The sequence below is a fragment of the Xenorhabdus bakwenae genome (genome assembly GCF_030272115.1).
Lineage (GTDB): Bacteria > Pseudomonadota > Gammaproteobacteria > Enterobacterales > Enterobacteriaceae > Xenorhabdus > Xenorhabdus bakwenae.
Window position 1 is genome coordinate 1,241,992 of record NZ_CP119194.1, and the last position, 25,726, is coordinate 1,267,717.

Consider the following 25,726-nt stretch of genomic DNA (forward strand, 5'->3'; position numbering starts at 1 on the left):
TTCCCGAAGATTGCCCCAATATTACGCCCGATATGCTGCCTTTGGTTGCCCTGTCCCAAACTGAAATTGATGCCATCGCCACCACTGTGCCGGGCGGCGTCACCAATGTGCAGGATATCTATCCGCTGGCTCCATTACAGGAAGGTATCCTGTTCCATCACCTGTTACAGGCTCAGGGGGATAATTATCTGCTGCAAAGCCTGCTCGCGTTCGATACCCGTGAACACCTCGATGCCTTTTTAGCGGCACTGCAACAGGTTATCAACCGCCATGATATCCTGCGCACCGCCATTTGCTGGCAGGCGCTGGCACAACCGGTGCAAGTGGTCTGGCGTCAGGCACTGCTGACGGTTAACATTTTCAACCCGGCTCCAACGGGTGACGTTGTCACTCAACTCAGGCATCATACCGATCCACGCCAGCATCGTATCAATTTAAATCAGGCCCCCCTCTTTGCCACCGATATCGCCTATGATCCGGCACAAGATGAATGGTTGCTGGCGCTGCGCTTCCATCATCTGGTCAGTGATCATATGACACTGGAGCTGATTCTGGCGGAAATCGCGCTGATCCTGCAAGGCAAAACGGAGAGGCTGCCAGCGGTACTGCCTTATCGCAACTTTATTGCCCAGACATTAAGTGTCCCCGTGGCAGAACATGAAGCCTATTTCCGTAGCCGGCTGGCGGATATTGATGAACCCACGGTTCCCTTTGGGGTGCTCAAAGTACCCCCAAACAACGACTGCGTGACTGAGTCCCGTCTCCCTGTCGCCCCTAATCTGGCCAAAGCCATCCGCACTCAGGCGCGTCGTTTAGGGGTCAGTCCGAGTGTCCTGTTCCATGTCGCCTGGGCACAGGTGCTGGCACACACCAGCGGGCGCGATGACGTCATCTTTGGCTCTGTGCTATCGGGACGTCTGCAAGGTGGCGCGGGGGCGAATCAAATACTGGGCATGTTTATTAACACGCTGCCCCTGCGGATCTCCCTGAGCGGACACACGGTACAAGATATCGTGCAGGAGACCTATCACAACCTGACCACGTTACTGGAGCATGAACAAGCCCCGTTAGTGCTAGCACAACGGTGTAGTGGTGTAGAGCAACCCATGCCGCTGTTCAGTAGCTTGCTGAATTATCGTCACAGCGCGTCGAATGGAACGGAAATAGGGGAAACCGGGGCGCTTGATACCCTCTGGGCGGGCATCCGTATTTTGACCGCAGAGGAGCGCACTAACTATCCTATCTCCTTATCAGTCGACGATTTAGGGGATGACTTCCTGCTCACTACTCTGACCGTCACCGACATTGCGCCCGAACGCATCAACGCCTATCTGGCGACGGCCATCAGCGGTTTGATCGATGCCCTGGTTCACCACCCTCAACAAGCGATCCGGGCTATCCCCATCTTACCGGCAACAGAGCGGCAACAGCTGCTGACCGATTTCAATGCCACTCAGGCCGACTTCCCGCAGGACGCATTGATCCACCAACTGTTTGAGGCACAGGTTGCCCAGCATCCCGCTAGCATTGCTGTCGTCTATGAAGACCAGACACTGAGTTATGGTGAATTAAACCGCCGCGCCAATCAACTGGCGCACCATCTGCTGGCGCTGGGCGTACAACCCGATGACCGGGTCGCCATTTGTGTCGAACGCAGCCCGGAGATGGTGGTCGGCTTACTGGCTATCCTCAAGGCGGGGGGGGCTTATGTCCCGCTTGATCCCACTTATCCGGCCGAACGGTTGAGCTATATGCTGGAAGATGCTACCCCCGTGGCTTTACTGACTCAATCGGAACTGGCCCAATCAGAGTGGCTCGCTCAGTTTAACGCCTTGTCAACGGTCTTACTGGATGACCACGAGTCAGGCCTGGCAACACAACCCGCTGATAACCCAGCCTCCCAAGCACTGGGATTGGCATCCCGCCATCTGGCCTATGTCATTTATACTTCTGGTTCAACAGGGCAACCGAAAGGCGTGATGATTGAACATCAGAACCTGTGCAATTTAATCACCACCCAGCAACATGCTCTGGCACTCACCAGCAACAGCCGCGTCTTACAGTTCGCCTCAAACAGCTTCGATGCCAGTATCTGGGAATGTTGCATGGCCTTAATGGCAGGCGGTTGCCTCTATCTGGCCAAACGGGCTAATCTCTTGCCCGGAACCACACTGTCCGGCTACTTAGCCGATCAGGCCATCAGCCATGTTCTCTTGTCACCGACCGCGTTAGCCGCGATGGATTCCCTGCCCGATACCGTGCAAACCCTGTTGGTGGGGGGCGAGTCCTGTCCACCAACCTTAGTCAAACGCTGGTCATCAGGCCGGCAGATGATCAATGCGTATGGGCCGACGGAGATCACAGTCTGTGCCACACTCTATTCCTGTACTTCCTTCGCGGAGGATAATCCGCCCCCGATTGGCCGCCCGATCGCCAATACCCGAATTTATATTCTGGATGCACAGGGTCAACCCGTTCCTTGTGGTGTGACGGGGGAAATTTATATTGCCGGGACGGGTGTGGCTCGTGGTTACCTGAATCGGCCTGAACTGACCGCTGAACGCTTCCTGTCCGATCCGTTCTCGTCAGAATCCGATGCGCGGATGTACAAAACCGGTGACCTCGGTCGCTGGCGGCCCGATGGCAATATCGACTACCTCGGCCGCAATGATTTTCAGGTCAAGCTGCGGGGTTTCCGCATTGAACTGGGGGAAATCGAAACCCGACTCAGCCAATGTGACGGCGTACGTGAGGCGGTGGTCATTGCCCGCGAAGACGAACCCGGTGAAAAACGACTGGTCGCCTACCTGCTGCCACAGGAAGGGGTTGAATTGATGCCCGCCAAACTGCGCCAGCAACTGACCCGGCACCTCGCTGACTATATGTTGCCCAGCGCCTTTATTACGCTGGACGCCTTCCCGCTCACGCCTAACGGCAAGCTGGATCGGCGGGCCTTGCCTGCGCCAGATATATCGTCCGTGGTGGTTCAGGAATATGCCGCCCCCGTAGGCGAAATAGAAATCGCCTTAGCCCAGATTTGGCAAGACTTGCTCGGCTTAGAACAGGTGGGTCGTCACGATAATTTCTTTGAACTCGGGGGCCATTCCCTGCTGGCTGTCCAACTCGTCGCACATGTCCACCAAAAGTTGGCACGGGATTTGTCACTACAGAAACTCTTTGACCAACCGGTTTTGATGCATCTGGCACAGACGCTCACAGGTGCTTCGACAATAGCTCAGATAGTGATCCCGGTGACTGACCGCAACCAGCCGTTGCCCCTCTCCTTCGCCCAACAGCGTTTATGGTTCCTCGCTCAACTCGATCCGGCGGCCAGCCTGGCCTATCATATCCCTGTGGCATTGCGCCTGACGGGTCAGCTTCATCGCCCTGCCTTAATCCGCGCTCTTGACCATCTGGTTGCCCGCCATGAAAGCTTGCGTACCCGCTTTGTGCTGGTTTCCGATCAACCTTGCCAGCACATTGAGTCGGCTGATATTGGCCTTGCTCTGTCTTATCAGGATCTGCGCTCATTACCATCTGAGACACATCGCCACCGTATTGTGGAATTAACGGCACTCGAAGCACAAACGCCTTTTGACTTGACTCAAGGCCCGCTGCTCCGCGGCCACTTGCTGCAACTGGCAGACGAAGAGCATGTCTTATTATTGACACTACACCATATTATCTCGGATGGCTGGTCCACGGGGGTAATGCTACATGAACTCACTGTTCTTTATCGCGCCATCCTTGATGGTCAAGATACGCCTTTACCGCCACTGCCCATTCAGTATGCCGACTATGCCGTCTGGCAGCGTCACTGGTTGCAGGAGGCCGCGCTTACGGCCCAACGTGATTTCTGGTGCACTCAGCTTACCGGAGCACCGGCCTTACTGACGCTCCCGACCGACCGGCCGCGCCCGGCAGTACAATCCTTTGTTGGCAACCGCGTCCCGGTACACATTGATGCCGGCTTATTGGACTCACTGAAAAAGCTGGGACTGCGCCATCACACCACCTTGTTTATGACGGTGCTCAGTGCCTGGAGTCTCGTGCTGGCCCGGCTTAGCGGGCAGGAGGATATCGTTATCGGCACCCCTGTCGCTAACCGTCCCCATCATGAACTGGAAGGGTTAATCGGTTTCTTTGTTAACACGCTGGCTTTACGCATTACCTTCAATGATGATCTCAGTGTGGCCGATCTGCTGGCCCGGGTTCGGGAGCGGGCACTGGCTGCTTATGCCCATCAGGATTTACCCTTTGAGCAGGTGGTAGAAGCGCTCCAGCCCGAACGCAATCTCAGTTACAGCCCAATTTTTCAGGTGATGCTGGCTTTAGATAATACTCCCGCACAGGCGCTGGCATTTCCCAATATTCAATGTTCACCTATTGAGCAAACGTATCCCGGCGCCCACTTTGATTTAACTTTGTCATTGGCCGAAACCGAGGCGGGTTTGGTCGGTGAACTGGAATATGTCACTGCTCTATTCGATACCGCTACCGTTGAGCGAATAGCGGGTTATTTCAACAATGTGCTGGCCGCTATGGTGGCGGATGAAACCCAGCGGATTGCCACTTTGCCGATGTTACCCGCCTCAGAGCGGCAACAACTGCTGGTGGACTTCAATGCCACTCAGGCCGATTTCCCGCAGGACGCGTTGATCCACCAACGGTTTGAAGCACAGGCCGCGCAGCATCCCGATAGCATGGCGGTCGTCTATGAAGACCAGACACTGAGCTATGGTGAATTAAACCGCCGCGCCAATCAGGCAGCCCATTACCTGATTGCGCTGGGGGTGCGGCCTGATGATCGGGTCGCCCTCTGTGTCGAACGCAGTCTGGAACTGGTGGTAGGATTACTGGCTATCCTGAAAGCAGGTGCCGCCTATGTGCCGCTCGATCCGGCTTATCCGGCCGAACGGCTGGCCTATATGCTGGATGATGCCGTTCCGGTGGCTTTACTTACCCAAGAATCGTTAGTTGAAACACTGAGCAGCGACCAACCTACCGTACTGCTGGACACCGTGGATCTTGATACCTGCGCAATACATAATCCTGATGCTTATGCACTGGGGTTAACGTCACACCATCTGGCCTATGTGATCTACACCTCTGGTTCCACGGGTCAGCCCAAAGGGGTGATGGTTGAGCATCGTGGCCTATACAATCTCACTCAGGCACAGATTGAAGCATTCCATATCACAGCTAACACCCGCCTATTGCAATTTGCTTCTTTCAGCTTTGATGCCTGCATCTCTGAAATTGCCACTACGCTGTGCCAAGGGGCCAGCCTTGTCCTGGCCCCCCGTGAAGCGCTATTACCCGGCGAAGCTCTGATTAATACCTTGAAAACGCAGGCGATCACTCATGTAACCCTACCGCCCGTTGCCGCCAGCGCCTTAACACCGGATGCTGAATTACCCGACCTGACCATTCTGGTGCTGGCCGGTGAAGCCTGCTCATCGTCGTTGATCAAACGTTGGGCAACAGACCAACGGATCATCATCAATGCTTACGGGCCAACGGAATCCACTGTTTGTGCAACGCTCACCCCCTGTGATACCCGTGATGAAAGAGTGCCACCGATAGGCCGGCCTATTGCGAATACGCAAATTTATATTCTGGATCCACAAGGTCAACCCGTTCCTCTTGGTGTGGCGGGGGAAATTTATATTGGCGGAGTGGGTGTCGCCCGTGGTTACCTGAACCGCCCTGAACTCACCGCTGAACGCTTCCTGCCCGATCCGTTCTCTTCGCAGCCAGACGCCCGGATGTATAAAACCGGCGACCTCGGCCGCTGGCTGCCCGATGGCAATATCGACTACCTGGGTCGCAATGATTTTCAGGTCAAACTGCGGGGCTTCCGTATTGAACTGGGGGAAATCGAGACCCGACTCAGTCAATGTGACGGGGTACAGGAGGCGATAGTACTGGCCCGCGAAGATGAGCCGGGGCAGAAACGGCTGGTGGCCTATCTGCGGCCGGTGGCGGGAATTGAACCGGTGCCGGCTGAACTGCGCCAGCAACTCGCCCAACACCTCGCTGACTATATGCTGCCCAGCGCCTTTGTCACTTTAGAGACTTTCCCGCTCACCCCTAACGGCAAACTCGACCGTCAGGCTCTGCCTGCCCCCGATTTATCGGCGGTTGCCACGCGCAGCTATCAAGCCCCCGTCGGTGAGACAGAAATCGCCCTGGCGCAGATTTGGCAAAAACGCCTGAGACTCAAACAGGTCAGTCGCCATGATCACTTCTTTGAACTCGGCGGCCATTCACTGTTGATTGTCAGTCTGATCGAAGATCTGCACAATCTGGGTTGGCAACTTGATGTTCGCAGCGTATTTGTTGCGCCGGTTCTCATTGATATGGCTCAGGCTATCCAGCGTGAAGTCTGTACCTTTGTCGTGCCCCCTAACCGTATCCCCGAAGATTGTACGGCTATCACGCCCGATATGCTGCCTTTAGCTTCTCTCTCTCAGACTGAGATTGATACCCTGATTGAGCAGATCCCGGACGGTGCAGGTCATGTACAGGATATCTATCCACTGGCCCCGTTGCAGGAAGGTATCCTGTTCCATCATCTGTTACAGACCCAGGGGGATAATTATCTGCAACAAAGCTTACTCGCTTTCGATACCCGTGATCGTCTCGATAGCTTCCTGAATGCCTTGCAACAGGTTATCAATCGCCATGATATTCTGCGCACCGCCATTTATTGGCAGGGACTGACACAGCCGGTGCAGGTGGTCTGGCGTCAGGCAACGCTGACTGTCCATGAATTCACGCCGGCCATAACAGACGATATTCCGGCGCAGTTACTGGCTCACACTGATCCGCGTCAGCACCGAATCAATCTGAACCGTGCTCCCCTCTTTGCCACCGATATCGCCTATGATCCGGCACAAGATGAATGGTTGCTGGCGCTGCGCTTCCATCATCTGGTCAGTGACCATCTGACACTGGAGCTGATTTTTACAGAAATGGCGCTCATCTTGCAGGCAAAAACGGAGAGGCTGCCTGCGGTATTGCCCTACCGCAACTTTATCGCTCAAACCCTGAATACATCAACCGCCGAGCATGAAGCCTATTTCCGCGCCCAATTAGCGGACATTGACGAACCCACCGCGCCATTTGGGTTACTTAATGTACAAACTGACAACAGCCTTGTCACTAAAGCCCATCTCCCTATCGCACCTGATCTGGCCAAAGCCATCCGCACTCAGGCGCGTCGTTTCGGTGTCAGCCCAAGTGTCCTGTTCCATGTGGCCTGGGCACAGGTACTGGCACTCACCAGCGGCCGCGATGATGTGGTGTTTGGCTCCGTGCTACTGGGCCGTTTGCAAGGCGGCGCGGGGGCGGATCAAATACTGGGCATGTTTATTAACACGCTGCCCCTGCGCATCTCTCTGGATGGGCGCACGGTACAGGAAATCGTGCAGGAGACCTATCACAACCTGACCACTTTGCTGGAACATGAACAGGCTCCGTTAGTGCTGGCACAACGGTGCAGTGATGTGGAGCAACCCCTGCCACTGTTCAGCACCTTGTTCAATTATCGGCACAGCGCTTCGAATGAAACGGAAGGGGAAGAAACGGAGGCGGTTGATACCTCCTGGACCGGTATACGTGTGCTGGCCGCCGAAGAGCGTACTAACTACCCCATCACCTTGTCAGTCGATGACTCAGGAGACCGTTTCCAATTAACGGCTCTGACTGTCAGCGACATTGCACCGGAACGCATCAATACCTATCTGGCGACAGCCATCAGCGGCTTGATCGATGCCCTGACTCACAATCCGCAACAAGCGATCCGGGCTATCCCCATCTTACCGGCAGCAGAGCGGCAACAACTGCTGGTGGATTTCAATGCCACTCAAGTGGATTACCCGCAGGAGGCGTTGATCCACCAACTGTTTGAGGCACAGGTTGCCCAGCATCCCGATAGCCTTGCTGTCGTCTTTGAGGAGCAAACCCTCAGCTATGACGAGCTTAATCGCCGGGCCAATCAGTTGGCCCATTATCTGATTGCGCTGGGGGTGCGGCCTGATGACCGGGTCGCCATTTGTGCTGAACGCAGTCTGGACACCATCGTGGGCTTACTGGCCATCCTCAAGGCAGGGGGGGCTTATGTCCCGCTTGACCCGTCCTACCCGCCCGAACGGTTGAGCTATATGCTGGAAGATGCCGCCCCCGTGGTGGTGCTCACCCAGACGGCACAAGTCCACCCGCTGCCCAATACCGTGCCGACCGTTTTACTTGACCGTTTATTTGACAATCAAGAACCGACGTTGGCATCACAGCCAACGGATAACCCCGACATACCGGCACCGGGACTGACATCACGTCATTTGGCCTATGTCATTTACACGTCAGGATCGACGGGGCAACCGAAGGGAGTGATGGTCGAACACCGCAATGTCCTTCGTCTTATCGTGAATAGCGGATTTGCTGATATTGCGCCGAATGACTGTGTCGCCCATTGTGCCAATATCGCTTTTGATGCCTCGACCTGGGAAATTTGGTCTGCCCTGCTCAATGGGGCACGCCTGCAGGTGGTTCCACAATCGGTACTGCTGGATCCGGTGAGTTTCTTCAATGTACTGGTAAAAGGACAGGTCACGGCACTTTGGTTAACGGTCGGCTTATTTAACGAATATCTGGATCATCTTATTCCCCTGTTTGGGCAGTTACGTTACCTGCTTGTCGGCGGGGATGTCCTTGACCCGAGAAAGATACAACAGGTGCAGTTGGCGCTGTCCCAGCCCGCGCATCTGATAAATGGGTATGGTCCAACAGAAACCACCACCTTTGCCACCACCTATGCGATGACTTCTCCGGTTGATGTCACCCGTGCCATTCCTGTCGGCCGTCCGATTGCCAATACCCGGATTTATATTCTGGATACGGGGGGGCAGCCGGTTCCCGTCGGGGTTGCCGGTGAAATCCATATCGCCGGTGACGGTGTGGCCCGTGGTTACCTGAATCGCCCTGAACTGACCGCTGAACGCTTCCTGCCCGATCCGTTCTCGTCAGAACCCGATGCACGGATGTACAAAACCGGCGACCTCGGCCGCTGGCTGCCCGATGGCAATATCGACTACCTCGGCCGCAATGACTTTCAGGTCAAACTGCGGGGCTTCCGTATCGAGCTGGGAGAAATCGAAGCCCGGCTCAGCCAATGTAACGGCGTGCGCGAAGCCGTGGTACTGGCCCGCGAAGATGAGCCGGGACAGAAACGGCTGGTCGCTTACCTGCTGCCACAGGAAGGGGTTGAACTGGTGCCGGCAGAACTGCGCCAGCAACTGGCCCAACACCTCGCTGACTATATGCTGCCCAGTGCCTTTGTCACTTTAGAGACTTTCCCGCTCACGCCTAACGGCAAGCTGGATCGTCGGGCCTTGCCTGCGCCGGATCAGGCTGCCGTGGTGACTCAGGGTTATGAGCCGCCACAAGGCAGGATAGAAACCGCGTTGGCCCAGATTTGGCAGGAGCTATTAGGGCTGGAGCGTATCAGTCGCCACGACCACTTCTTTGAACTCGGCGGCCACTCGCTGATGGTCGTCAGACTGATAACCCGCATACAAGACAAATTCCTGGTCAGCATCCCTCTGACGTCGTTATTTGCCTCGCCCACATTGACAGAGCAGGTCACTGTCATTCTCTCAGCCCAAATGAGTGTAGTAGGGGAAAACGAACTTGAGTCAATCCGGGACGATCTTGACTCACTGTCAGCAGAAGAATTGATGGCTATTTTAGGCGGGAAAGACCCCCGCGGAGGCAGTAGATAATGACAAAGATCAATATGAATATCGATGACTTGAAACGTGCGGTGCTGGAGAAAAGACTTGCAGAACAGCTGAAAGCCCGCGGGGAACAACAGCAACCGGCATTGATTAAACCCGCAGACAGACATCAATCTCTGCCCCTTTCTTTTGCCCAGCAGCGGTTATGGTTTATCAACCAGCTCGATCCGGCGGCCAGTCAGGCTTATCATCTGCCAGTAACTTTACGCCTCACAGGTCAGCTCAACGCCCATGCGCTGAAAACATCACTTGACCGCCTGATTGCCCGCCATGAAAGTCTGCGTACCCGCTTTATCCTGGTAGAAGGCCAACCCTGCCAGCATATCGATCCGGCTGATATCGGTTTTGCTCTGTCCTGTCACGACCTGCGCTCGCTTGATCCGGCCCTGCGTACCCAGCGTGTCACCGAACTCGCTGATATTGAGGCGCAGGCGCCCTTCGATTTGGCCCAGGGACCGCTGATCCGTGGACAATTGCTGCAACTGGCAGACGAAGAACATGTGCTATTACTGACCCTGCATCACATTATCACTGATGGCTGGTCCATCGGTGTGCTGGTGCAAGAGTTAGGCACCTTTTACCGTGTGGCCCTTGACGGTCATCATGATGACCCTTTGCCTCCCCTGCCCATTCAGTATGCTGATTATACGGTCTGGCAGCAGGCGCAGTTACAAGGCACGTTCTTCACTGAACAACGTGATTTCTGGTGTGCCCAGCTTGCTGACGCCCCTGCCTTACTCACTCTCCCAACCGACCGGCCACGCCCGGCGGTACAAACCTATGCGGGCAACCAAGTGCCTGTGCACATTGACGCAGACTTATTGGCTTCACTAAAGGAACTGGGACAGCGCCATCACACCACCTTATTTATGACGGTGCTCAGTGCCTGGAGTCTCGTACTGACCCGGCTCAGTGGACAGGAGGATATCGTTATCGGCACCCCGGTTGCCAACCGCCCACACCGTGAACTGGAAGGGTTAATCGGTTTCTTTGTTAATACGCTGGCCTTGCGCATCTCCTGCCATGATGAACTCTGTGTGGCGGATTTGCTGGCCCAGGTTCGGGAGCGGGCACTGGCCGCCTATACCCGTCAGGATCTGCCCTTCGAACAGGTGGTAGAAGCACTCCAGCCTGAACGTAGCTTAAGCTACAACCCCCTCTTTCAGGTGATGCTGGCCTTAAATAACACCCCAGCCCAAGCGTTGACCCTGCCGGGTTTGCAACTGACTACGATTGACCAGGAACATCGTAGTGCTCATTTTGATTTGACTTTGTCACTGAGTGAAAGCGAAGCCGGTCTGGTCGGTGAGCTGGAGTATGCCACCGATTTATTCGACGCCACCACCGTTGAGCGGATAGCCGGTTATTTCAACAATGTGCTGACCGCCATGGTCGCGGATGAAACCCAACAAATTGCCACTTTGCCGTTGCTGCCTGCCTCAGAGCGGCAACAACTGCTGGTGGATTTCAATGCCACTCAAGTGGATTACCCGCAGGAGGCGTTGATCCACCAACTGTTTGAGGCACAGGTTGCCCAGCATCCCGATAGCCTTGCTGTCGTCTTTGAGGAGCAAACCCTCAGCTATGGCGAGCTTAATCGCCGGGCCAATCAGTTAGCCCATTACCTGATTGCGCTGGGGGTGCGGCCTGATGATCGGGTGGCGATTTGTGCTGAACGCAGTCTGGACACCATCGTGGGCTTGCTTGGCATCCTCAAGGCGGGGGGGGCTTATGTCCCGCTTGACCCGTCCTACCCGCCCGAACGGTTGAGCTATATGCTGGAAGATGCCGCCCCCGTGGTGGTGCTCACCCAGACGGCACAAGTCCACCCGCTGCCCAATACCGTGCCGACCGTTTTACTTGACCGTTTATTTGACAATCAAGAACCGACGTTGGCATCACAGCCAACAAATAACCCCGACATACCGGCACCGGGACTGACATCACGTCATTTGGCCTATGTCATTTACACGTCAGGATCGACGGGGCAACCGAAGGGAGTGATGGTCGAACACCGCAATGTCCTTCGTCTTATCGTGAATAGCGGGTTTGCTGATATTGCGCCGAATGACTGTGTCGCCCATTGTGCCAATATCGCTTTTGATGCCTCGACCTGGGAAATTTGGTCTGCCCTGCTCAATGGGGCACGCCTGCAGGTGGTTCCACAATCGGTACTGCTGGATCCGGTGAGTTTCTTCAATGTACTGGTAAAAGGACAGGTCACGGCACTTTGGTTAACGGCCGGCTTATTTAACGAATACCTGGATCATCTTATTCCCCTGTTTGGGCAGTTACGTTACCTGCTTGTCGGCGGGGATGTCCTTGACCCGAGAAAGATACAACAGGTGCAGTTGGCGCTGTCCCAGCCCGCGCATCTGATAAATGGGTATGGTCCAACAGAAACCACCACCTTTGCCACCACCTATGCGATGACTTCTCCGGTTGATGTCACCCGTGCCATTCCTGTCGGCCGTCCGATTGCTAATACCCGAATTTATATTCTGGACACGCAGGGTCAGCCGGTTCCCGTCGGCGTTGCCGGTGAAATCCATATCGCGGGTGACGGTGTGGCCCGTGGTTACCTGAATCGCCCTGAACTGACCGCTGAACGCTTCCTGCCCGATCCGTTCTCGTCAGCACCCGGTGCACGGATGTATAAAACCGGCGACCTCGGCCGCTGGCTGCCCGATGGCAATATCGAATACCTCGGCCGCAATGACTTTCAGGTCAAACTGCGCGGTTTCCGCATTGAACTGGGGGAAATCGAAGCCCGGCTCAGCCAATGTGACGGCGTGCGCGAAGCCGTGGTACTGGCCCGCGAAGATGAACCCGGCGAAAAACGACTGGTGGCCTATTTACGTCCGTCAGAGGGCGCTGAATTGGTGCTGGCTGAATTACGTCAGCAACTGACTGAGCATCTTGCCGACTATATGCTGCCCAGCGCCTTTGTCATCTTAGAGACTTTCCCGCTCACCCCTAATGGTAAACTTGACCGTCAGGCCCTGCCTGCTCCCGATTTATCGGCGGTTGTCACGCGCAGCTATCAAGCCCCTGTCGGTGAGGCAGAAATCGCGCTGGCGCAGATTTGGCAAAAACTCCTGGGACTCGAACAGGTCAGTCGCCATGACCATTTTTTTGAACTCGGCGGCCATTCACTGATGATCGTCAGTCTGGTGGAAGAACTGCGCAATTTAGGCTGGCAGCTCGAGGTTCGCAGTGTGTTCGCCTCACCGGTCCTTGCCGATATGGCTCAGGCTACCCAGCATGGGGTCAGCACCTTTGTCGTCCCTCCCAACCGTATCCCCGAAGATTGTACGGCTATCACGCCCGATATGTTGCCACTGGTTTCGCTTTCCCAATCTGAGATTGATGCTATCGTTGAGCTGATCCCCGGCGGAGCAGGTAATGTACAGGATATCTATCCACTGGCCCCGTTGCAGGAAGGTATCCTGTTCCATCATCTGTTACAGACTCAGGGGGATAATTATCTGCTGCAAAGCCTGCTCGCTTTCGATACCCGTGATCGTCTCGATAGCTTCCTGAATGCCTTGCAACAGGTTATCAACCGCCATGATATCCTGCGTACAGCGGTTTATTGGCAAAAACTGGAACAGCCGGTGCAGGTGGTCTGGCGTCAGGCAACGCTGGCTATCCATGAATTCATCCCGGCCACGACAGGCGATATTCCGGCGCAGTTACAGGCTCACACTGATCCGCGTCAGCACCGGATCAATCTGAACCGCGCCCCTCTCTTTGCTGCCGATATCGCCCACGATCCGCGACAGAATGAATGGCTGCTGGCTTTACGTTTCCACCATCTGGTCAGTGACCATCTGACACTGGAGCTGATTTTTGCGGAAATTGCCCAGATACTACGGGGCAATGCAAAAACACTGCCCACGATGTTGCCCTACCGCAACTTTATTGCCCAGACATTAAGTGTGCCCGTGGCAGAACATGAAGCCTATTTCCGTAGCCAACTGGCGGATATTGATGAACCCACCGCCCCTTTCGGGATACTCAGCGTACCCGCCGATAATAGTGTTATCAACGAACACCGTCTTCCACTTGACTCTACGTTGGCGAAAGCCATTCGCTCTCAGGCGCGTCGGCTGGGCGTCAGTCCCGGCGTCCTGTTCCATGTGGCCTGGGCGCAGGTACTGGCCCAAACCAGCGGCCGCGATGATGTGGTGTTTGGCTCCGTGCTGCTGGGTCGTTTGCAAGGCGGAGCGGGGGCTAATCGCATACTGGGTATGTTTATCAACACCCTGCCCCTGCGTATCTCTCTGAGCGGACGCACGGTACAGGAAATCGTGCAGGACACGTATCGCAATCTGACCACCTTGCTGGAGCATGAGCAGGCACCGTTAGTGCTGGCACAACGATGCAGTAGCGTGGAACAACCCATGCCGCTGTTCAGCACTTTGCTCAATTATCGCCATAGCGCTTCTGGTGAAACGGAAGTGGTTGATACCCTTTGGGCAGGCATACGGACTTTATCCGCAGAGGAGCGCACTAGCTATCCCATCACTCTGTCAGTGGATGATTTAGGGAACGGCTTCCAGCTAACAGCCCTGACTGTCACCGAAATCGACTCCGAACGCATCAACACCTATCTGGTGACAGCTATCAGCGGTTTGGTTGATGCCTTAGTTCACAATCCGCAACAAACGATCCGGGCTATCACCATCTTACCGGCGGCAGAGCGGCAACACGTGCTGACCGATTTTAACGCCACTCAAGTGGATTTCCCACAAGCGGCACTGATCCATCAATTAATCGAAGCACAAGCGGCAAAAACGCCCAATGCAACCGCCGTCATTTGTGGCGCTCACGCTCTCAGCTATAAGGAGTTGAATCGTCATGCTAATCGTCTGGCACATCACCTGATTGCGCGGGGAGTTCACCCTGACGATCGGATCGCAATTTGTGTCGAACGCAGTCTGGAGATGGTCGTGGGGCTACTTGCCATTCTTAAAGCAGGTGGGGCTTATGTTCCGCTCGATCCGGCCTACCCCACCGAACGGTTGGCCTATATGCTGGAAGATGCGGCACCGGTGGTTTTACTGACGCAAACCTCGTTACGCGACAAACTTGACAGCACTTTGCCTGCGGTCTTGCTGGATAAGATCTTTGATAGCCATGAATCGTTTCTGACAGCACAACCGACTGACAATCCAGACGCCCAGGCGCTGGGGCTGACATCGCGTCATCTGGCCTACGTCCTCTACACCTCTGGCTCCACCGGATTACCCAAAGGCGTGATGAATGAGCACCGTGGTGTGGTTAACCGTTTGCTCTGGGCACAGGCGACTTATCAATTAACCCCGCAAGATCGCGTCTTACAAAAAACGCCGTTCAGTTTTGATGTCTCCGTTTGGGAATTCTTCCTTCCCCTGATGGTTGGAGCCCAATTAGTGATGGCTCGGCCCGGCGGTCACAAAGAACCGCACTATTTATTGGAAGAGATAGAAAACCGTCATATCACGACGATCCACTTTGTGCCTTCCATGTTGCAAATTTTCCTCCATTTCCTTCCGGCTGGACGCTGCCTTTCTCTGCGCCAGATTTTATGCAGTGGGGAAGCGCTGCCCTATGCCTTGCAACAACACTGTCTGTCCCATTTACCTCACAGTGAACTGCATAATTTATACGGTCCCACAGAGGCGGCCATTGATGTCACGGCCTGGCAGTGTGTTCCGGGTCGCTATATCGGGCAAGTGCCGATTGGGCATCCTATTGCCAATATCCAAATCTATATTCTTGATGCTCACGGTGAGGTCGTTCCCATTGGTGTGGCGGGGGAAATTTATATTGGCGGAGTAGGTGTCGCCCGTGGCTATCTGAATCGCCCTGAACTCACGTCCGAGCGCTTCCTGCCCGATCCTTTTTCTTCAGCCCCCGATGCGCGCCTGTATAAAACCGGCGACCTCGGCCGCTGGCTGCCCGATGGTAATATCGACTACCTTGGCCGCAATGATTTTCAGGTCAAGTTGCGCGGTTTCCGCATTGAACTGGGGGAAATCGAAGCCCGGCTCACCCAATGTGACGGCGTGCGCGAAGCCGTGGTACTGGCCCGCGAAGATGAGCCGGGACAGAAACGACTGGTGGCCTATTTGCGTCCGTCAGAGGGCGCTGAATTGGTGCTGGCTGAATTGCGTCAGCAACTGACTGAGCATCTTGCCGACTATATGCTGCCCAGCGCCTTTGTCATTTTAGAGACTTTCCCGCTCACCCCTAATGGTAAACTTGACCGTCAGGCCCTGCCGCCCCCCGATTTATCGGCGGTTGTCGCTCGTGGCTATGAAGCCCCCGTCGGTGAGACAGAAATCGCGCTGGCGCAGATTTGGCAAAAACTCCTGAGACTCAAACAGGTCAGTCGCCATGATCACTTCTTTGAACTCGGCGGCCATTCGCTGATGATTGTCAGTCTGGTCGAAGAGCTACGTAATCTTGGCCGCCAGCTCGAGGTTCGCAGTGTATTCGCCTCACCGATCCTCAGCGATATGGCCCGGGCTACCCAGCATGGGGTCAGCACCTTTGTTGTGCCCCCCAACCGTATCCCCGAAGATTGTACGGTTATCACGCCCGATATGTTGCCACTGGTTTCGCTTTCCCAATCTGAGATTGATGCTATCGTTGAGCTGATCCCCGGCGGGGCAGGTAATGTACAGGATATCTATCCACTGGCCCCGTTACAGGAAGGCATCCTGTTCCATCATCTGTTACAGACTCAGGGGGATAATTATCTGCAACAAAGCCTGCTCGCTTTCGATACCCGTGATCGTCTCGATAGCTTCCTGAATGCCTTGCAACAGGTTATCAACCGCCATGATATCCTGCGCACTGCCGCTTACTGGCAGGGACTGACACAACCGGTGCAGGTGGTCTGGCGTCAGGCAACGCTGACTGTCCGTGAATTCACGCCTGCCATGACAGACGATATTCCGGCGCAGTTACTGGCTCACACTGATCCGCGTCAGCACCGTATCAATCTGAATCTCGCGCCCCTGTTTACCGCCGATATTGCCCCCAATCCGGCACAAGATGAATGGTTGCTGGCGCTGCGCTTCCATCATCTGGTCAGTGACCATCTGACACTGGAGCTGATTTTTACAGAAATTGCGCTCATCTTGCAGGCAAAGACGGAGAAGCTGCCAACGGTATTGCCCTATCGCAACTTTATCGCCCAAACCCTGAATACATCAACCGCCGAGCATGAAGCCTATTTCCGCGCCCAATTAGCAGACATTGACGAACCCACCGCGCCATTTGGGGTATTTAACGTAAAAATTGGCAACGACCTTGTTACTGAGGCCCATCTCGCTATCGCGCCTGATCTGGCCAAAGCCATCCGCACTCAGGCGCGTCGTTTCGGTGTCAGCCCGGGTGTCCTGTTCCATGTGGCATGGGCACAGGTTCTGGCCCACACCAGCAGCCGCAATGATGTGGTGTTTGGCTCCGTACTCCTGGGCCGTTTGCAAGGCGGGGCGGGGGCGGATCAAATACTGGGCATGTTTATTAACACGCTGCCCCTGCGCATCTCTCTGAGCGGACGCACGGTACAGGACATCGTGCAGGAGACCTATCACAACCTGATCACTTTGCTGGAGCATGAACAAGCCCCGTTAGTGCTGGCACAACGGTGCAGTGCCGTGGAGCAACCCCTGCCGCTGTTCAGCACCTTGTTCAATTACCGTCACAGCCCTTCGGGTGAAACGGAAATGGGTGAAACCGAGTCCGTTGACAGCACTTGGGCAGGCATCCGTATTTTGACCGCAGAAGAGCGTACTAACTACCCCATTACCTTGTCAGTGGATGACTTAGGCGACGGTTTCCAATTAACGGCTCTGACTGTCAGCGACATTGCGCCCGAACGCATCAACACCTATCTGGCGACAGCTATCAGCGGTTTGGTTGATGCCTTAGTTCACAACCCGCAACAAGCGATCCGGGCTATCCCCGTCTTACCGGCGGCAGAGCGGCAGCAACTGCTGGTGGATTTCAATACCACTCAGGCCGATTTCCCGCAAGAGGCATTGATCCACCAACTGTTTGAGGCGCAGGCCGCACAGCATCCCGATACTCTTGCTGTCGTCTATGAAGACCAGACACTGAGCTATGGCGAGCTGAATCGCCGGGCCAATCAGTTAGCCCATTATCTGATTGCGCTGGGGGTGCGGCCTGATGACCGGGTCGCCATTTGTGTTGAACGCAGCCCGGAGATGGTGGTCGGCTTGCTGGCTATCCTCAAGGCGGGGGGGGGCTTATGTCCCGCTTGATCCGTCCTATCCGCCCGAACGGTTGAGCTATATGCTGGAAGATGCTACCCCCGTGGCTTTACTGACTCAATCGGAACTGGCCCAATCAGAGTGGCTCGCTCAGTTTAACGCCTTGCCAACGGTCTTACTGGATGACCACGAATCAGGTCTGGCAACACAACCCGCTGATAACCCAGCCTCCCAAGCGCTGGGATTGGCATCCCGCCATCTGGCCTATGTCATTTATACTTCTGGTTCAACAGGGCAACCGAAAGGCGTGATGATTGAACATCAGAACCTGTGCAATTTAATCACCACCCAGCAACATGCCCTGGCTCTCACCAGTGACAGCCGCGTCTTACAATTCGCCTCAAACAGCTTCGATGCCAGTATCTGGGAATGTTGCATGGCCTTAATGGCGGGCGGTTGCCTCTATCTGGCCAAACGGGCTAATCTCTTGCCCGGCGCCATACTGTCCGGCTATTTAGCCGATCAGGCCATCAGCCATGTTCTCTTGTCACCGACCGCGTTATCCGCGCTGGATACCCTGCCCGATACCGTGCAAACCCTGTTGGTGGGGGGAGAGTCCTGTCCACCAACCTTAGTCAAACGCTGGTCACCCGGCCGGCAGATGTTTAATGCCTATGGACCAACGGAAATCACGGTCTGTGCCACACTCTATTCCTGTGCTTCCTCCGCAGAGGATAATCCACCCCCGATCGGCCGCCCGATCGCCAATACCCGAATTTATATTCTGGATGCACAGGGTCAGCTCGTTCCTCGCGGTGTACCGGGGGAAATTTATATTGCCGGGACGGGTGTGGCTCGCGGTTACCTGAATCGGCCTGAACTGACCGCTGAACGCTTCCTGCCTGATCCGTTCTCGTCAGAACCCGATGCGCGGATGTACAAAACCGGTGACCTCGGCCGCTGGCGGCCCGATGGCAATATCGACTACCTTGGTCGCAATGATTTTCAGGTCAAGCTGCGGGGTTTCCGCATTGAACTGGGGGAAATCGAAACCCGACTCAGCCAATGTGACGGCGTACGTGAGGCGGTGGTGATTGCCCGCGAAGATGAACCCGGCGAAAAACGACTGGTCGCCTACCTGCTGCCACAGGAAGGGGGTGAACTGGTGCCCGCTGCACTGCGCCAGCAACTGGCCCAGCACCTCGCTGATTATATGTTGCCCAGTGCCTTTGTTACGTTAGACACTTTCCCGTTGACCCCTAATGGTAAACTCGACCGTCAGGCCCTGCCGCCCCCCGATTTATCGGCGGTTGTGGCCCGCAACTATGAAGCCCCCGTCGGTGAGGCAGAAACCGCGCTGGCGCAGATTTGGCAAAAACTCCTGGGACTCAAACAGGTCAGTCGTCACGATCACTTCTTTGAACTCGGCGGTCATTCACTGATGATTGTCAGTCTGGTGGAAGAACTGCGTAATTTAGGCTGGCAGCTCGAGGTTCGTAGTGTGTTCGCCTCACCTGTGCTCACCGATATGGCTCAGGCCACCCAGCATGGGATCAGCGCCTTTGTCGTCCCCCCTAACCGTATCCCCGAAGGTTGTACGGTTATCACGCCCGATATGCTGCCTTTAGTTTCTCTCTGCCAGGCCGAAATTGATGCCATCGTTGAGCAGTTGCCGGACGGAGCAGGTAATATACAGGATATCTATCCACTGACCCCGTTGCAGGAAGGTATCCTGTTCCATCATCTGTTACAGTCACAGGGAGATAATTATCTGCTGCGAAGCTTACTCGCTTTCGATACCCGTGATCGTCTCGATAGCTTTTTGGATGCCTTGCAACAGGTTATCAATCGCCATGATATCCTGCGCACCGCCATTTATTGGCAAGGACTGGAACAGCCGGTGCAGGTGGTCTGGCGTCAGGCACCGCTGACTGTCCGTGAATTCATCCCGGCCACGACAGGTGATATTCCGGGGCAGTTACAGGCTCACACTGATCCACGCCAGCATAAAATCAATTTGAACCTGGCCCCCCTCTTTGCCGTCGATACCGCCCATGATCCGCAACAAAATGAATGGCTGCTGGCTTTGCGTTTCCACCATCTGGTCAGTGATCATATGACACTGGAGCTGATTTTTGCGGAAATTGCCCAGATACTGCTGGGCAATGCCAAAACACTGCCCCCCATGCTGCCCTACCGCAACTTTATTGCCCAGACATTAAGTGTGCCCGTGGCAGAACATGAAGCCTATTTCCGTAGCCAACTGGCGGATATTGATGAACCCACCGCCCCCTTCGGGATACTCAGCGTCCCCGGCGATAATAGTGTTATCAATGAACACCGTCTTCTGCTTGACCCCGCTTTAGCGAAGACAATCCGCTCTCAGGCGCGTCAGCTGGGCGTTAGTTCCAGTGTGCTGTTTCATGTGTCCTGGGCGCAAGTGTTGGCACAAATCAGTGGCCGCGATGATGTCGTATTTGGTTCCGTGCTGCTGGGCCGTCTGCAAGGCGGCGCGGGGGCTGATCGTATACTGGGGATGTTTATCAACACCCTGCCCTTGCGTGTCGCTCTGGGCGGGCGTACGGTACAAGAAATTGTGCAGGATACCTACCATAACCTGACCGCCTTATTGGAGCATGAACAAGCTCCGTTGGCACTGGCACAACGGTGCAGCGGTGTAGCACAGCCAATGCCGCTGTTCAGTGCCTTACTGAATTATCGCCATAACCGACCAGATACAAATGAGACTGTCTGGCGTGGCATACGCCTGTTGCTTTCCGAGGAGCGAACTAACTACCCGTTGAGCCTCTCAGTGGATGACTCAGGGGAAGCGTTCAGCATATCAGTCAAGGCCGTCGCCACAATTGATTCTCCCCGGGTAGCTGATTATTTGGTCACTGCCATTAGCAGCCTGACCGAAGCCCTAATGAACGAACCTCGGCGACCGGTTTTGGATCTGTCAATCCTGCCTGCCACGGAACGCCAACAGTTACTGGCCGGGTTCAACACCACAGGGATTGACTTCCCGCCAAACGTTCTGATCCATGAATTGTTTGAGCAACAAGCCGCCCGCACACCTGACGTCACCGCCGTCGTCTTCGGCGATCTGTCTTTCAGCTACGGTGAACTGAACCGGCGGGCCAATTGCCTGGCGCATCATCTGATTGCCATAGGGGTACGTCCTGATGATCGTGTGGCTATCTGTGTTGAACGTAGCCTTGAGATGATGGTGGGACTGCTGGCTATCCTCAAAGCCGGTGGGTCCTATGTCCCACTGGATCCGGCCTATCCGGCCGAACGACTGACTTACATGATAGAAGATGCTGCACCGGTAGCCCTGCTTACCCAATCTGCGTTCGTTGACATGCTGGACTACACCCTGCCCAGCATTTTACTCGATACTCAGTCACGCTCTCTCTTTGCGCAGGGATCTGAAAACAATCCCGATGCTCAAACGCTGGGACTCACACCACATCATCTGGCCTACGTGATTTACACCTCCGGTTCTACGGGACAGCCCAAAGGAGTGATGGTGACACACAGGAATGTCATCAATCTTCATACCGGTTTGAATGCCGCGCTCGACCTCAGCCCACCGTGCCGCGTAGCGATGAATGCCAGTATTGTGTTTGATGCTTCGGTGAAAATCTGGCTTCAGTTACTTTCCGGTCATACATTGATCATCGTGCCTGAAGAGATCCGTGCCGACAGCCAGCAACTCTGGCGCTATTTTGCACGCCACCTTGTGGACATGTTCGACTGTACGCCAGTGCAATTACAATGGCTGTTAGAGTCCGGGCTGGGAACCCGTGTCGGTTATCAACCCAGATTGGCGCTGGTGGGTGGTGACAGTATTCCTCCTTCAATGTGGTCCAGACTGCAAGAAATAGAAACAACCCGCTTTATCAATGTTTACGGACCAACAGAATGTACGGTAGACGCCACCCTCTGTCCGGTTGATTTAACATTGTCACAGCCCAGCATCGGCCGGCCAATTGCTAACACACAGATCTATATTCTGGATGCCCAAGGCCAGTTGCTGCCTCTTGGTGTTGCTGGTGAGATTTATATTGGTGGCACCAGTGTGGCCCGAGGCTATCTCAACCGCCCTGAGTTGACAGCGGAACGCTTTGTTCCCGATCCATTCTCAGCCACACCTGATGCCCGCATGTACAAAACCGGTGACCTCGGCCGCTGGCGGCCCGATGGCAATATCGACTACCTGGGTCGCAATGATTTTCAGGTTAAACTACGTGGCTTCCGCATTGAACTGGGGGAAATCGAAGCCAGACTCTGCCAATGTGACGGCGTGCGTGAAGCGGCAGTGATTGCCCGCGAAGATGAACCCGGCCAGAAACGACTGGTCGCCTACCTGTTACCGCAGGAAGGGGTTGAATTGGTGCCCGCCAAACTGCGCCAGCAACTTGTCCAACACCTTGCCGACTATATGCTGCCCAGTGCCTTTGTCACGTTAGCGACTTTCCCGTTAACCCCTAACGGCAAACTCGACCGGCAGGCGTTACCTGCCCCCGATCTGTCCGCTTTCGTGGTGCGGGGCTATGAATCTCCCATCGATAAAACAGAAACCACGCTGGCCCAGATCTGGCAAGATTTACTGGGACTGGAAAGGATTAGCCGCCATGACCATTTCTTTGAACTTGGCGGACACTCGCTGCTCGCGGTACAGTTGCTGAATCACATGCGCGAACAAAATATGCCGGTTTCATTAGCCACTCTGTTCACCCATCCAACCTTATGTGATCTGGCCCTGGCGGTTAAGGAACAGTTCGTCATGCCCGTATCCCCATTTGACGAAAATCCTGTACCGCTTAGTCCGGCAGGCACTTTACTGCCTTTGTTTTTGATCCACGAAACATCGGGCGATCCTCTGGTGTATTCTCCCCTGACTACCCTGGTGCCCCCTGAACTTCCGGTCTATGCCTTGCAGGCGCTTGGTATTCATACACTGACGCATCCTCCGGGGTCGATTGAAGCACTTGCCGCCTGCCATATTCAGGCTATTCGCCGTATCCAACCACAAGGGCCTTATCGCCTGATGGGCTGGTCGATTGGGGGGGTAATTGCCTACGAGATAGCCCAACAATTAACCAGTGATGGTGAGACAGTCGAGTTTATTGGTATGATTGATTCTTATTATCATGCCCATAAAGATAATAGTAACGCCTTAACAACTGCCGCCCCCTCTGTCAGCGAAGAAGCAAGACGAATTGGATTCGTTATTAACGCACTGCGTGCCCAAAAAATTCTTGATGATAAAAAGGATTTGGCGGAACTGTACCACCTCAGTAATGTAGAACAGGTGCTTGAGTACTTCATTGAACACCAGTGGTTGCCAGCGGGGATCACACGCGAAGATATTCTCCTGCGTGTCTATACCGCCGAGATGATTTCACAGCTTGGTCAAGAGTACACCGCGCAAAAATCCGCTTTACCGGTCCACCTCTATACTACGGAGGAGTTAGTCAACGGCGACAGCTGGCACGGTTGGCATGACATTGTCGGTCCCGATTCGGTGCTCTATCCTATCGGCGGGACACATTTCTCCATTATGCAGCCTCCTCTGCTAAACCAAATCGTGGATTCAATCACTGAAAACCTACGGGATGTGCCTTCCTTTAACCCACTGGTTATTATTCAGCAAGGCTCTCCGGCCGTATCGCCGCTATTTTGTCTGCCGGGTGCCGGTGCCAGCCCGTCCAGTCTGCTCGAACTGGCACTATCGTTCCCACAGCAACTTCCGATATACGCTTTACAGGCACGTGGGTTCACGATTGAGCACCATTCCCCTTACAGCAGTGTTGAAGGGGCCGCTCGTGCCTATATCCAGAGTATCCGCCAGATCCAACCGCATGGCCCTTATCACCTGCTCGGTCACTCTTTTGGGGGCTGGATTGCCTTTGAAATAGCCCTGCAATTGCAGGCCGATGGAGAACAGGTATCCGATCTTATTCTTATTGATACCGATGAACCGGATCAGCAAGGGAGTGCCCTCAAGTCAGTCAACCGTATTGAAACAATCATGGAGTTGATCGATATCTATAATATGCTACTAAACCAGCCTCTTCCGCTCACCAGACAAGATTTTGCTGACCTGGCTGCGGATGAACAAATCCAGCATCTGCACAGTGCTCTGGTTAGGGTCGGGCTTTTCCCGGCAAAAACACCCATATCACTGTTGCAAGGGATTGTTCGCGTTATGCAGGCTAATCTGAACACCCGTTATATACCGCGTACCCGTTATGAGGGACTTGTTCATTTGGTTAATGCCGGGGAAGGCGATAAAGAAGAGGCAAGGAGAACTCGAGAAACCCAATGGCGTCTTCACGCGGCTGAACTCAATACGATAGTTGTGCCCGGCAATCACATGACTATGCTGTCCTCACCCCATGTCGGACAATGGGTAACCAGCCTATGGCAGAATATCGGGACATTTAGTCAATTGAGTGGATGACCTAATATCCCAATATCAATTTGATTAACGGATATACCCAATAGACTTCAAGCAGCCGTTTGAAATCTATTGGGTGCTTTTTTACCAATACAAAACGCAAATAACATGGCGTTTAAAATCAATAAATGGTTATTCAATCAGTTTGCTGTTCCAATTCTCTGACAAGTGGGATCACGTTTCTACCAAAATACGCTAGATCTTCCTGCATATGCAAAAATCCAAGCAATATCAGGTTCACACCAACCTTTTTATATTCAATAATTCGTTGGGCTATTTGTAATGGTGTGCCAATAAGGTTGGTTTTAAAGCCGTCATTATACTGTACAAGATCTTCGAAAGTTGATTTTGCCCAGTTTCCTTCTTTTTCCGGTGATGCATTTCCCGCATTTTGCACTTCATGATGGAAACTTTTCACCGCTTCAAAATCACTATTATCTAAAATATCCTGTAATACTGCGCGAGCCTCTTTCTCATCATCACGGGCAATAGCAAAACCATTAACGCCGATTTTTACCTGATGATGATTCAATAACGCTTTCGCTTTAATATCTTCGATTTGTTTGTGAATATATTCCACACTACCGCCATTCGTAAAATACCAATCAGAAACACGGGCAGCCATGTCTCTGGCGGCTCTGGAACTGCCTCCTTGAAAAATTTCCGGTATGGGTGACTGTGGCTTGGGGTTTAAAACATAATCATGAAAACGATAAAAATCACCAGAAAAACTGAAAGCGGGTTGCGACCAGATCCCTTGCAAGCAACGGATAAATTCTTCAGAACGTAAATAGCGTTCTTCATGATCCAACCACGGTTCACCAATCGCTTTAAACTCACCACGAAACCAACCACTAACAATATTAACCGCAATACGGGCACCATAAAGTTGACTGATGGTTGCTATCTGTTTAGCGGCCAACACGGGTTTCCAAGGCCCGGGTAAAAGGGCGGCAATGATTTTCAGTTTATGGGTTACTGAAAGCAGATCTTGCGAAAAAGTCATCGATTCATGCTGGTTTTCAGCACCATATCCAGCAGTAAATCTAATTTGGGTCAATGCATAGTCAAAACCTACACTTTCGGCGATTTGAGCCAGACTGCGATTATAAGTATGATCCCAGTTGGTACGTTGCTGGATTTTACTTATCACCAATCCACCGGACACATTAGGCACCCAATAAGCAAATTTAATGGGTTGAGAATTGAAGTCAGCCATTAAACCT

The 25,726-nt window shown here is 54.1% G+C and carries 4 protein-coding genes and 1 pseudogene; 4 read left to right on the top strand and 1 reads right to left on the bottom strand.

The window, feature by feature from the left end; translation table 11 throughout:
* Positions 1-68 precede the first annotated feature (68 nt).
* From PXH59_RS20215 to PXH59_RS20060, 4 genes and pseudogenes are all read left to right on the top strand, one after another.
* Positions 69-1,376: pseudogene (locus PXH59_RS20215) on the top strand (condensation domain-containing protein); the annotation flags it as partial.
* A complete protein-coding gene (locus PXH59_RS20220) occupies positions 1,353-9,785 on the top strand; it encodes a non-ribosomal peptide synthetase (RefSeq protein ID WP_434223366.1) in 8,433 nt (2,810 codons plus the stop codon). The pseudogene PXH59_RS20215 and the gene PXH59_RS20220, both read left to right, overlap by 24 nt.
* Positions 9,785-18,082 carry an amino acid adenylation domain-containing protein gene (locus PXH59_RS20055; RefSeq protein ID WP_352232126.1) on the top strand — a complete coding sequence of 2,766 codons (8,298 nt, stop codon included), beginning with the start codon at positions 9,785-9,787 and terminating at the stop codon, positions 18,080-18,082. Before PXH59_RS20220 ends, PXH59_RS20055 begins: the two co-directional genes overlap by 1 nt.
* On the top strand, positions 17,988-24,503 hold the full coding sequence (locus tag PXH59_RS20060; protein WP_352232127.1) for an amino acid adenylation domain-containing protein: 6,516 nt from the start codon (positions 17,988-17,990) through the stop codon (positions 24,501-24,503). The genes PXH59_RS20055 and PXH59_RS20060 overlap by 95 nt, the downstream gene beginning before the upstream one ends.
* A gap of 133 nt (positions 24,504-24,636) precedes the next feature.
* Here the strand turns inward: PXH59_RS20060 and sfnG are convergent, their stop codons facing one another.
* A complete protein-coding gene (sfnG, locus tag PXH59_RS06755) occupies positions 24,637-25,719 on the bottom strand; it encodes a dimethylsulfone monooxygenase SfnG (RefSeq protein ID WP_047770700.1) in 1,083 nt (360 codons plus the stop codon).
* Positions 25,720-25,726: the final 7 nt, after the last annotated feature.